This is a genomic window from Streptomyces cinnamoneus (genome assembly GCF_014650495.1).
GTDB lineage: Bacteria > Actinomycetota > Actinomycetes > Streptomycetales > Streptomycetaceae > Streptomyces > Streptomyces cinnamoneus.
Genome location: NZ_BMVB01000032.1, coordinates 38,419 through 49,659, shown reverse-complemented (window position 1 = coordinate 49,659; position 11,241 = coordinate 38,419). Strand labels below are relative to the sequence as shown.

The 11,241-nt window shown below is 71.7% G+C and carries 9 protein-coding genes; 5 read left to right on the top strand and 4 right to left on the bottom strand.

All coding sequences use genetic code 11. The features are described from left to right. Positions 1 to 230: 230 nt before the first annotated feature. Positions 231 to 815: a GbsR/MarR family transcriptional regulator gene (locus IE182_RS28730; protein ID WP_190112897.1), complete on the bottom strand. Its 585-nt coding sequence runs from the start codon at positions 813 to 815 to the stop codon at positions 231 to 233. Positions 816 to 931: 116 nt separating this feature from the next. Between IE182_RS28730 and IE182_RS28725 the strand changes: the two genes are divergently transcribed. Continuing rightward, on the top strand, positions 932 to 1,867 hold the full coding sequence (locus IE182_RS28725; RefSeq protein WP_190112896.1) for an ABC transporter ATP-binding protein: 936 nt from the start codon (positions 932 to 934) through the stop codon (positions 1,865 to 1,867). Next, positions 1,864 to 3,510 carry an ABC transporter permease gene (locus tag IE182_RS28720; RefSeq protein WP_190112895.1) on the top strand — a complete coding sequence of 549 codons (1,647 nt, stop codon included), beginning with the start codon at positions 1,864 to 1,866 and terminating at the stop codon, positions 3,508 to 3,510. Before IE182_RS28725 ends, IE182_RS28720 begins: the two co-directional genes overlap by 4 nt. A gap of 85 nt (positions 3,511 to 3,595) precedes the next feature. Here the strand turns inward: IE182_RS28720 and IE182_RS28715 are convergent, their stop codons facing one another. Continuing rightward, positions 3,596 to 5,458 (bottom strand): DNA/RNA non-specific endonuclease, encoded by a 1,863-nt coding sequence (locus IE182_RS28715; protein WP_190112894.1) that lies wholly within the window; start codon positions 5,456 to 5,458, stop codon positions 3,596 to 3,598. Between the two features lie 275 nt (positions 5,459 to 5,733). Between IE182_RS28715 and IE182_RS28710 the strand changes: the two genes are divergently transcribed. Beyond that, complete coding sequence (locus IE182_RS28710) at positions 5,734 to 6,705, top strand: FG-GAP repeat domain-containing protein (protein ID WP_229845198.1); 972 nt, start codon at positions 5,734 to 5,736, stop codon at positions 6,703 to 6,705. Positions 6,706 to 6,736: 31 nt separating this feature from the next. Here the strand turns inward: IE182_RS28710 and IE182_RS28705 are convergent, their stop codons facing one another. Both IE182_RS28705 and IE182_RS28700 read right to left on the bottom strand, forming a co-directional pair. Next, positions 6,737 to 7,843 carry a PP2C family protein-serine/threonine phosphatase gene (locus IE182_RS28705; RefSeq protein ID WP_190112892.1) on the bottom strand — a complete coding sequence of 369 codons (1,107 nt, stop codon included), beginning with the start codon at positions 7,841 to 7,843 and terminating at the stop codon, positions 6,737 to 6,739. Between the two features lie 200 nt (positions 7,844 to 8,043). Further along, entirely contained in the window at positions 8,044 to 9,306 is a 1,263-nt protein-coding gene (locus tag IE182_RS28700; RefSeq protein WP_190112891.1) for a serine hydrolase domain-containing protein, read from the bottom strand. 244 nt (positions 9,307 to 9,550) lie between these two features. Between IE182_RS28700 and IE182_RS28695 the strand changes: the two genes are divergently transcribed. Together IE182_RS28695 and IE182_RS28690 are read left to right on the top strand one after the other, a co-directional pair. After that, positions 9,551 to 9,784: a hypothetical protein gene (locus IE182_RS28695; RefSeq protein ID WP_190112890.1), complete on the top strand. Its 234-nt coding sequence runs from the start codon at positions 9,551 to 9,553 to the stop codon at positions 9,782 to 9,784. Between the two features lie 85 nt (positions 9,785 to 9,869). Continuing rightward, on the top strand, positions 9,870 to 11,237 hold the full coding sequence (locus IE182_RS28690) for an alkaline phosphatase (RefSeq protein WP_229845195.1): 1,368 nt from the start codon (positions 9,870 to 9,872) through the stop codon (positions 11,235 to 11,237). The last annotated feature ends 4 nt before the right edge of the window (positions 11,238 to 11,241 follow it).

Sequence of the window (11,241 nt, the reverse complement as noted above, 5' to 3'; positions counted from 1 at the left end):
CTCGATCGACGGCGCCCAGCGACCCCGTAATTGTTAGCGGCGCCCGAAACCCCTGGCAATCATGTGACCTACGACCCCACACCGTAAGAACACCCACGCACACCGAATCCGGCCGCAAAGAAAAGGGCCACCTTCCACTAAAGAACAGGGAAGGTGACCTGGCCCCTATGGGCGGCCTCACACCCGGAGCCCCCACCGGACCCGATTTCCGCACCCTCCGCAACCGAGCGCTACGCCACGGGGCCGGGTGTCCCACCCTCCGACGAGGCGGCCTCGCGCCGCGCCGCCTTGTGGTCGCGCCAGCGGACCAGGACCTGCTGGAACTCCTTCTGGATGAACTCGAAGAACTCCGCGGTCTCCGCCACCCGCACGCCCGCCGGGGTGTCCGGGCCCAGCGTCCTCGCGCCCTCGCGCATCACGCCCTCCCATCGCGACAGGAGCTGGTCGCGGCGGGTGAGGGTCTCGTACCAGACGTCGCCGTGGAGGCGGTAGCGGTCGCGCCGGGAGCCCGGTTCGCGTTCGCGGCCCACCATCTCGACCTGGGTGAGGTAGCGGACCGCCCCCGAAACCGCCGCCGGGCTGATCTGCAGCTGCTCGGCCAGCTCGGCGGAGGTCATCGTGCCGGAGTCGGAGGCCAGGAGCGCCGCGAAGACGCGGGCCGCCATGCGCTGCATGCCGGCGTCGGTCAGCTCCCCGGCGAACCGCTCGACGAAGCGGGACACGGCTTCCGTGTCGCGCTGCCGGTCGCGGACCACGGCGGCGCGCTCGGTGCCGTCCCCGCCGTCGCGGTCCGCCGTCGCGGCCGTCTCTCTCATCGCGCGCCCTCTCCCCTGCATCGCTGGTGCGGCCCGCCGGACCGGGGACGCTCTCGCGGTCAATTTACACCCTTTCCAATCTTCACAAATTTCTGAAAGAAGCGTACGTTCGAGGCATGACGAAGGCAATCTCCGTGTCCGGCCTGCGCAAGGTCTTCGGCCGGACCCGTGCGCTGGACGGCCTCGATCTCGCTGTCGAGGCAGGTGAGGTGCACGGCTTCCTCGGCCCCAACGGCGCCGGGAAGTCCACCACCATCCGGATCCTCCTCGGCCTGCTGCGCCCGGACGGCGGGGCCGCCCAGGTCCTCGGCAGGGACCCCTGGCGCGACGCGGTGGAACTGCACCGCCGCGTCGCGTACGTGCCCGGCGACGTCACCCTGTGGCGCAACCTCTCGGGCGGCGAGGTCATCGACCTCTTCCTGCGGCTGCGCGGGGGCGGTGACCGGGCACGGCGAGCCGGGCTCCTGGAGCGCTTCGAGCTCGATCCGACGAAGAAGGGGCGCGCCTACTCCAAGGGCAACCGCCAGAAGGTCGCCCTGGTGGCGGCCTTCGCCTCCGACGGCGATCTGCTCGTGCTGGACGAGCCGACCTCCGGACTCGACCCGCTGATGGAGGAGGTCTTCCAGCAGTGCGTGGCCGAGGAGCGCGAGCGCGGCCGCACGGTCCTGCTGTCGAGCCACGTGCTCAGCGAGGTGGAGGCGCTGTGCGACCGGGTCAGCATCGTCCGCCGGGGAGTGACCGTCGAGACGGGCTCGCTCGCGGAGCTACGCCACCTGACCCGTACGTCCGTGACCGCCGAGCTGTCGGGCGCTCCCGACGGTCTCACGCAGCTGCCCGGCGTCCACGACGTGACCGTCCGGCCCCTGCACGAGGGGCGGGCGCAGCAGGTCAGGCTGCAGGTCGACCCCGGTGGGCTGGACGCGGTGCTGCACCGGCTCGCCGCGTGCGGGGTGCTCGGCCTGACGAGTACGCCGCCCACCTTGGAGGAGCTGTTCCTGCGCCACTACCAGGGCGAGGTGCCCGCGGGCGCGGCGGGGACGGTGGCGAGATGACCGCCGTCGCCGCGCCGGGCACCGCCCGGCGGCATGCGAGCCGCTCGTGGCAGCTGGCGGGTACGGGCACGCTGCTGCGGCTGGCGGTGCGCCGCGACCGGGTGATGCTGCCGGTGTGGGTCGTGGCCCTGGGCCTGACCGTCATGAGTACCGCGAGCGCGTTCCGCACGCTCTACGACACGGCGTCCGGTCGCGCGGGGCTGGCACGGTCGACGAACGCCAGCGGCTCGTTGCGCGCGCTGTACGGGCCGGTGCTCGACGACGCGCCCGGCGGTCTGGTCGCCTGGCGCATGGTGGCGCTGGGGGGCGTGTTCGCCGCAGTCATGAGCGTGGTCGTGGTGGTGCGGCACACCCGGGAAGAGGAGGAGAGCGGCCGCCAGGAGCTGCTGTCCTCGGCCGTCGTGGGCCGCCGGGCACCGCTCACCGCGGCCCTGCTGACGGCGCTGGCGGCGAACGTCCTGGTGGCGCTCCTCGTCGCGGCCGGCCTGGCCGGCCTGGGGCTGCCGGGCGGGGGCGCGCTGGCCCTGGGGCTGGCCATCGGCGGTGCGGGGCTGTGCTTCGCGGGCGTCGCGGCCGTCGCGGCCCAGCTCACGGAGAGCGCACGGGCGGCCAAGGGCATCGCGGGCGCGGTGCTGGGCGCCGCGTTCGTCCTGCGGGCGGCGGGGGACGCCGCGCGCGGCGGGGCGTCCTCGCCCCTGGTGTGGGTCTCCCCCGTCGGCTGGGGCGAGGAGGTGCGGGCGTTCGCCGGGAACCGCTGGTGGGTGCTGCTGCTGCCGTGTGCGGCAGCGGCGGTCACGGCGGCGGCCGCCTACGCGCTCGCCGGGCGGCGCGACCTGGGTGCCGGTCTGCTGGCCGACCGGCCGGGAGCGGCGGCGGCCTCCCGCCGCCTGGCCGGCGCGTACGGGCTCGCGTGGCGCCTGCAGCGCGGCTCGCTGCTGGGCTGGGCGCTGGCCTTCGCCGTGGCGGGCGGGGTCTTCGGCGCCATCACCGACGGTGCCACCGAGCTCGTCGGGGACAACGACGGCACCCGTGAGATCTTCGCGCGCATGGGAGGTCACCAGGGCATCACCGAGGCGTTCCTGTCCTCGATCGCGGGTGTGCTGGGCATGGTCGCGGCCCTGTACGCGGTGGGGAGCGTGCTGCGACTGCGGGCGGAGGAGACCGGCGGGCGGGCGGAGCCCGTGCTCGCCGGTGCGGTGAGCCGGCTGCGGTGGGCGGCCGGGCACCTGGCCTTCGCGTTCCTGGGCACGGCGGCCGTGCTGGCGGCCGGCGGCCTCGGGATGGGCCTGGGCTACGGGCTCGCGGCGGGGGACGTCGGGGGACAGCTGCCGCGCGTGCTCGGTGCGGTGCTCGCCCAGGCGCCGGCCGCCTGGGTGCCGGCCGGCCTCGCGGTGCTGGTCTTCGGTGCCGTGCCGCAGGTGTCGGCGGGCGCCTGGGCGGCGGCGGGGGTGTGCCTGGCCATCGGCTGGCTCGGCCCCGTGCTGAAGCTGCCCGGGTGGGTCATGGGCCTCTCCCCCTTCGGGCACCTGCCCAAGCTGCCGGGTGCGGTGGCGTCCGCCGTGCCGTTCGTGTGGCTGACGGCCCTGGCGGCCGCACTGACCTGTGCGGGCCTGGTGGCGCTCCGCCGCCGGGACCTGGGCTGAGCCGTGCGGGCCACCGGTGGCCCGCACGGCCGCACCACCGCACGGTGCCGCGAGGGCGTGTCGTCGGCGGCCCGTCCGGGCCCGCTCAGTGCCACTGGATGTCGGACGGTCTCGCCAGGGGCCGGCGGTCGCCCAGCGACTCCGGCACCTCCAGGGTGTCCGCCTTGCGCAGGACGTCGGGGAAGCGGAGGTGTCCGCGTTCCTCGACCTCGGCCACGGTGACCTGGTAGACGCGGAACTCGTCGAGCTCCAGCGCTTCGAGCTGATTGAGGTTCTGCGTCAGCAGGAACGCCTTGCTCTTGAGGGTGCCGCCTTCGGAAAAGGCGATGACCTTCCAGAATTCGCGCGGTATCTGGATGCCCCGGTAGAGACGGTCGTCGTCCTGGAAGACCGGTCCGCCGAAAATGCTGACCTTCAGGTCGTCGACGTCGACGTCGGCGAAGACGGCCTCTTCGAGATCGCCCCACAGTCCGTTCTTGCTGCTCTGGTTGAAGTCGTCCATCTGGGGCGTGATGTTGGTGTAGAAGAACGAGTCGACGTTGGCCTTGTCGGCCTCGGTCGGGCTTCCCCACAGCAGATCGGCCCGGCGTGCGATGTGCCCCCGGTCGAGCCGGTTGCCCTCGTAGAGCTCGTTGCCGACCTGGAAGTCGGCGGGAATGCGCGGGTCCTTGACGAATGCGATGCCCGTGCGGCTGAGCTTCTTGAGCGAGCCGCCGTCGTCGTTCCAGGCGACCCAGAAGGCGAAGCCCCGGGTGGAGCTGAGCGCCAGCGAGAAGTGGGTGTAGGGGATGACCTCGGAGCCGTTGAACAGGGCCGCGTCGCCGAGGACCGTCGGGTTGAGCTTGGGGGTGTCGATCCGCTCGCCCAGGAACAGGGGGTCGTATCCGTCGAGGACCTCCGCCTCCTGGACCGGGGGCGGCTGCAGGCTGATCTCCAGCTTCTCGAAGACGGAGCCGGGCAGGCAGGCCAGGGCGTGCTCGTCCGGGTCGCCGCCGCCCTCACCGCCGAAGTGCAGTCCGGCCAGGATCTTGCCGGGCTTGCCGCGGGCCGTCTTGAACATCCACGCGGACCCCGAGTCACCGCCCTGGCTGATCTCTCCGTCGGCGGGAAGGTTGTCGGGGTCGGGGCCTATTTCGAAGCAGCCGATGGCCTGCTCCCCCACCGGACCCCCGTAGTTGATCTTCGCGATCGTGTCGATGCGCCGCACCACGCCGTGCGTGACGCCGGTGGTCCGCCCGCTCTTGACCACCTTGTCGCCGAGTTCCGGCTCGCCCAGTTCCTCCGGGACGACACCGAGTTCGGAGATCTCCGGCAGGAAACCCCGGTCGTTGATCCTCGCCACGGCGCAGTCGCCGGCCAGCCCGAGGTGGGAACGGGCCAGGGTGCCCAGGTGGTTGCGGGCGATGCGGTTGTCGTCGTGCGGGCCGGGCTGCACGACGTCCTCGCCCAGCCTGCCGTCGGGCCCGTGCAGGACGTGCCAGTTGCTCAGCACGTAGGGCGTGCCGTCCTTGCGGTCGAAGACGATGCAGCCGATGGTGCCCGCCGACACCTTGACGTGCGCGACGCTCACGCCGGGCACGACCGGGTCGAGACGCGTCTTGCGGTCGGGGCTCGCCACCTCCGGGACGACGCGCAGGTGCGGCTGGTAGCTGCGTTCGATGACGTCGGTCGGCACCTCGACGCCGTCGACCGTGACGGACGAGGGAAGCGCCGTGGTGCCCAGCGCCGTCAGCGCTTCGGGCTGCACCTTCTTGTCGACCGTGAACTGGACGGCGAGTTCTTTACCCCGCTTGCCGTTCTTCACCCGGTAGCCGATGCCGATCGACGACACGTTGGGGTCGTCGAGGTAGGCCGGTCCCTTGGTTCTGATGAACTGCCGGAGAGAGGCGATCAGTTTGTCCCGGTCGGCTGCCGGCTTGCCGGGAGCCGTCTTCTTCTTGGGCGCCATGACGGGCTCCCTTGCGTCAGAAGCGTCGTCGCTGACCGGAGCTGCCCGGCCGGCGGCCTCCGTTTCCAGCCTGGCACGGGGCCTGCCGTACGGCATGCCGGGAGGAATCGCGCCCGGTCAGGCCCGTCACGGCAGCCGGAATCGGCCCTTCACCCATGGCTTCCGGTCGTCGGCGCGACGCTCCGGGAGCAGGATCCGAGGGGGCCCCTAGCATCGGTCGCGCCTCCCGGGAGCTTCCCGGGAGCATGGGTCAGGGAGGCATTCCTGTGCGCACCATGAAGGCAGCCGTTGCCGCACTCGCCCCGGTCGTTCTGGGCGCCGTCCTCGTCGCTCCGGGCGGCGCGGTGGCCGCCGGGAAGCATCAGACGCCCGAGCGCGCTCCGCAGGCCGGCGCCGCGGCGTTCCGCAACTTCATCCTGCAGACCGGCACGGCACTCCACGAGACCGACGACACCTTCGCCACGACGACCGCCGACTGGGACCGCGACGGGCGCCCCGACCTCGTCGCCGTGAAGAAGAGCCGGACGGGCACCAACAGCACGGAAGTCCACATCCTGTCGGGTGCCGGCAACTTCCAGAGATTCGTCCTGCAGACCGGCACCGCCCTGCACGAGACGGACGGCACGTTCGCCTTCACCCTGGCCGACTGGGACCGTGACGGGCGACCGGACCTGGTGGCCGTGAAGAAGAGCCGGACGGGCACCAACAGCACCGAGGTCCACATCCTCTCCGGCGCGAGCAATTTCCAGCGGTTCATCCTGCAGACCGGCACCGCCCTGCACGAAACCGACGACACCTTCGACTTCGCCGCCACCGACTGGGACCGCGACGGCCGCCCCGACCTCGTCGCCATCAAAAAGAGCCGCACCGGAACCAACAGCACCGAAGTCCACATCCTCTCCGGCGCGAACAACTTCCGGCGCTTCGTCCTGCAGACCGGCACCGCCCTGCACGAAACCGACGACACCTTCGACTTCGCCGCCACCGACTGGGACCGCGACGGCCGCCCCGACCTCGTCGCCATCAAAAAGAGCCGCACCGGAACCAACAGCACCGAAGTCCACATCCTCTCCGGCGCGAACAACTTCCAGCGGTTCATCCTGCAGACCGGCACCGCCCTGCACGAAACCGACGACACCTTCGACTTCGCCGTAGCCGACTGGAACCGGGACGGGCGTCCCGACCTGGTGGCCGTGAAGAAGAGCCGGACGGGCACCAACAGCACCGAGGTCCACATCCTGGGGTGACGTCCGGCCGGTCCGCGCCGGGCCGCCCCGGTCAGGGGCAACGCTTGATGGCGAGCAGGGCCACGTCGTCGTCGAGGGAACCGCCGGTGTGGGCGAGCAGGTCCTCGTGGACACGCCGGACGAGCCGGCCGGGCTCGGTCTCCCGCCAGAGGGCGAGCCGCTCGGCGAGCGGGTAGAAGGCTCCCCCGGGGCTGCGGGCCTCGATGACTCCGTCCGTGTAGAGCAGCAGCAGGTCGTCGTCACGGTACGTGAACGACTCGGCCGTGTAGTCGCCCTCCGACTGCTCGCCGCCCACGCCGAGCGGGAGGGAGGGGTCGCTCACCGCCAGGGGGATGACCCCGCCCTCCCGCAGGATCAGCGGCGGCGGATGACCGCAGCTGATCAGCTCCAGCAGGGGTTCGTCGTCGTGGATCTCCAGCACCGCGGCGGTGACGAAGCCCTCCCCTACCGCCGGGTCGCCGGGGGGTCCGTCCGCGTCCCAGTAGACGGTGTTGTGCAGGTGGGCGACCAGCCGGGGCAGCGGCGGGAAACGGTGGGCGGCCGCGCGGAAGGCGCCGAGGAGCAGTGCGGCGTCGCCGATGGCGTCCAGTCCCTTGCCGCGCACGTCGCCGATCAGAACGCGGGTCCCCTTCCGGGCCCGTACCGCCGCGAAGAGGTCGCCGCCGATCTTGGCCTCCGCCTCGGCGGCGACGTACACCGACGCGAGGCACAGCTCCCCGATGCGCGGCGGCAGCGGTCTGAGCAGGACCTTCTGCGCGGCGTCGGCGACGGAACGGACCTGGTCCATGGCCTGCTCGTGGCGTTCGTGGACGATGCGGAAGGCCACGATGAAGACGGTGGCCAGGAAGAGGGCGACGGTCTGCGCCTGGTGGTCGGCCGTCGTCGCCCGGCCGAACAGGAAGCCGAGGGTGATCTGGGCGGCGACGGCGAGCGCGCCGACGAGGGCGGTCAGCCGGGCGCCGCCGATGGCCGCGGTGAGCGCCGGCGCTGCGACGAGCAACGGTCCCAGGTGGATGTCCGGGCCGGTCACCAGGTCGAGCGCCATGATCACCGCAATGATCCCGAGGGGCACCGCGATCAGCGCTCTGCGATGACGCCACGGCTGACCGGGGCCCGGCGGACGGTGCTGAAGGCGCATGCTCCCTGCTTACCTTCCCGGCGCTCCAGGTGCCCGCCCGACACGTCCGGCTCGCTGCCTGCTTCCCGGGCCGGAGGCGTCCCCGGCCGAAACCCGAAGATTTACCCTTGAATTAAAGCTATACCCGCAGGGGCGCCTCCGCACGGTCCCGGGGGGTGCCTCCGGCAGGGCGGGTGGGGCGCTCCCGGGACCGGGCGGGCTCAGATGCGCGGGTCCTCGACGGCCGGGACGGTGTCGGCGGGTGCGTGGTGGCGGCTGCCGCCGTTGGTCAGGGACCGGCTCGCGGCGGGGGCGGGCCGCTTGCCGCAGAAGGCGGGTTCCAGCGCGCCCATCAGGCCCTGGGTGACGGAGCCGTTGTTGGAGGCGTTGGCGAAGACGATGACCGTCCGCTTGCCGTCGGCCGTGGTGAACGACTGCGTCTGGTAGCCCTGGACGATGCCGCCGTGGCCGAGCACCTTGCCGCAGGAGAGGGAGATCTCCCGCAGCCCCAGCCCGTAGCCGATCTTCGCCGTGGGGGTGGGCAGCACGCTCTCCATCTGCCGCAGCGACGCGTCCGAGACCAGCCCGCCGGAGCTTCCGGCGACCAGGGCGGTGAGGAAGCGGTCGAGGTCGTCGGCGGTGGAGATGACCGCTCCCGCGGCGCCGACCCAGGAGGCCGTCTGCTCGGTGGAGTCCAGCAGCGGCTTGGAACGGTCGTCGTTGGTCAGGTAGCCGGTGACGTGCGGGCCCGCGATGGCCTTCTCGGGCACGACGTAGGACGTGCGCTTCAGCTTCAGCGGCTCGATGATCTGCTCGCGCAGCACGTCGCCGTAGGGGCGCCCGGTGAGGTGCTCGACGGCGAGGCCCATCAGCACGAAGTCGGTGTTGGAATAGGCGTACTTGGAGCCCGGCGTGTACTGGACGCCGTGCTTCACGGACATCGCCACGAGGTCCTTGGGATCGTAGACGTTGTTGCGGATGCGCTTCTCGTAGACGTCCGTGGTCTCCTCACCGGACTGCTCCAGGAGGTCGTTGGTGTGGTCGTACACCCCGGCACGGTGCTGCATCACCTGGCGTGCGGTCATCTGCCAGTCCAGCGGCAGCGTGCCCTCCGGCAGGTAGTCGCGCAGCGGCTTGTCCAGGTCGAGACGGCCTTCGTCGACGAGGCGCATCACCAGGACCGACGTGAACATCTTGGTGTTGCTGCCCACTCTGAAGCGCCAGTCGGCGTTCATGGGGGTGCCGCTCAGATCGGCCTTGCCCACGGTCAGCGACTGGTCGAGGCCGGGGTTGTCGTGATCCCTGATCACCGCGAACGCCCCGGGCGCGCCCGCGTTCACCGTGCGCTGCAGCGCCGCGCGCACCTGTGCCGCATCGGGGGCGGACGACGCCTCGTCGGCGGAGGCGTTCGCCGCCCCTCCCGCGACTAACGCCGCAGAGGCCGCGACGACCGCCACGGACCGCAGAAACCGGTTCCCTGCCATGGTGAAGTCTCCTTCTTCCCTGATGACTTGCCTCGCCGTCGGTCCCTGTCGACCCACAGCCAACCATGATCGTATATGCCGGGAAAAGGAGATTTCTCACCGACCCGGTCTCGTAATGCCGTTGCATCACCCGGGTGATACATCCGTTTTGTATTTGATTAGTCGCTTCACTACCTGCAGAGTTCGACTAAGCGGAAGCTCATATTCCGTTGGGATCCCAGTCACGACGGTTAGGGGAGTGATCGTGAAGGGTGGACAGAAGAACGGACTGGGGACGGGCCGGGGGAAGCGGCGGAGCTCCGCGCGCCGCAGGGACCGGCACCCCCTCGCCGACCAGATCTGTGACGCACTGACCATCGTGGTCGTCATCGTCGTCGTCGCCGTCTGCTCACCGGGGCTCAGCCCCGAGGCCCTGACGCTGATCGGCGTGCTGGCGACCGTGCTCGGCCACCGGGAACGGGCGAGGGCCCGGCAGTAACCGGCGTCACCCCGGGCCCACTTGACAGCGGTTGCACACTGCTTGCAACTGCTTCTGCACCACCGGCCACGGGAGGTTCAGCGTCATGACCATGTGGGCAGTTGGAAGACGTCCCCGCCGCCGCGCCCTCGGGGCGGCGGCCCTGCTCGTCGCCGGTGTCGTGGTGCCGGCCGGGGCCGCCGCCTCCGATCCGGTGTCCCGGACGGCCACCGGTGGCACCGCACGCAACGTGATCCTGTTGATCGGCGACGGCATGGGCGACTCCGAGATCACCCTCGCCCGCAACTACACGGTGGGCGCCGGGGGACGGCTGCACATGGACCGGTTACCGATGACCGGCGCCTACACCACGTACGCCGTCGACGGCCACGGACGGCCCGACTACGTCACCGACTCCGCGGCCAGCGCCACCGGCTGGGCCACCGGCCACAAGACCGTCAACCGCCGCCTGTCCAAGACCTGGGACACCGACCGGCCGCTGCCCACGATCCTGGAGCTCGCCCAGCGCAACGGGCTCGCCACCGGCAGCGTCACCACCGCGGAGCTCACCGACGCCACACCCGCCGCGATCGCGGCGCACGCCACCGACCGCAGTTGCCAGGGCCCCGCGGACATGAAGCGGTGCCCCGGCGACACCCGGGGCCGTGGCGGTCCGGGTTCCATCGCCGAACAGAGCGTCGCGCACCGCGTCGACGTCCTGCTCGGCGGAGGGAAGCGGGTCTTCGACCAGACCATCACCGAGGGGCCGGACCGGGGCCGGACCGTCACCCAGCAGGCCCGGCGGCTCGGCTACCAGGTGGTGACCGACGCCGCCGGGCTGCGGGCGGCCCGGCCGGGCCGGCCCGTGCTCGGGCTGTTCGCACCGGACGCCCAGCCCTCGGAGTGGACCGGCAAGCCGGCCACCACCACCGGCACCCCACCCCAGCGGTGCGTCACCTCCCCTCCCGGGCGCCCGGCCGGCACACCGAGCCTGGAGGCCCAGACGCGCAAGGCGCTCGAACTCCTCGAAGGGAAACGGGACAAGGGCCGCGACCGCACGGGCAAGGGATTCTTCCTCCAGGTCGAGGGCGCCTCCATCGACAAGGAGGACCACGAGGCGAACCCCTGCGGCCAGATCGGCGAGACCGCCGCGTTCGACCGCGCGGTGCGGGTCGCCCGGGCGTACGCGGCCGCACACCCCGACACCCTGGTCGTCACCACCGCCGACCACGGCCACAGCAGTCAGATCGTGCCGGTCGACTCCCGGCCGGCCGGGAAGTCGGCGACGCTCGTCACCGACGAGGGCGGCCTGATGAAGGTCGGCTACGGCACCAACGCGGGCGGCGGGGGCCAGGAGCACACCGGGGTGCAGGTCCGCATCGCGGCCCAGGGCCCGCAGGCCCACCGCGTCCTCGGGGTCACCGACCAGACCGGGTTGTTCACCACCCTGCGCACCGCGCTCGCCCTGCGCTGACGGC

Bases quoted from the DNA above. Each gene is read 5' to 3' on its own strand.
- IE182_RS28725 (WP_190112896.1), top strand. From the start codon at position 932: ATGACGAAGGCAATCTCCGTGTCCGGCCTGCGCAAGGTCTTCGGCCGG.
- IE182_RS28730 (WP_190112897.1), bottom strand. From the start codon at position 815: ATGAGAGAGACGGCCGCGACGGCGGACCGCGACGGCGGGGACGGCACC.
- IE182_RS28700 (WP_190112891.1), bottom strand. From the start codon at position 9,306: ATGGCAGGGAACCGGTTTCTGCGGTCCGTGGCGGTCGTCGCGGCCTCT.
- IE182_RS28705 (WP_190112892.1), bottom strand. From the start codon at position 7,843: ATGCGCCTTCAGCACCGTCCGCCGGGCCCCGGTCAGCCGTGGCGTCAT.
- IE182_RS28720 (WP_190112895.1), top strand. From the start codon at position 1,864: ATGACCGCCGTCGCCGCGCCGGGCACCGCCCGGCGGCATGCGAGCCGC.
- IE182_RS28710 (WP_229845198.1), top strand. From the start codon at position 5,734: ATGAAGGCAGCCGTTGCCGCACTCGCCCCGGTCGTTCTGGGCGCCGTC.
- IE182_RS28690 (WP_229845195.1), top strand. From the start codon at position 9,870: ATGACCATGTGGGCAGTTGGAAGACGTCCCCGCCGCCGCGCCCTCGGG.
- IE182_RS28715 (WP_190112894.1), bottom strand. From the start codon at position 5,458: ATGGCGCCCAAGAAGAAGACGGCTCCCGGCAAGCCGGCAGCCGACCGG.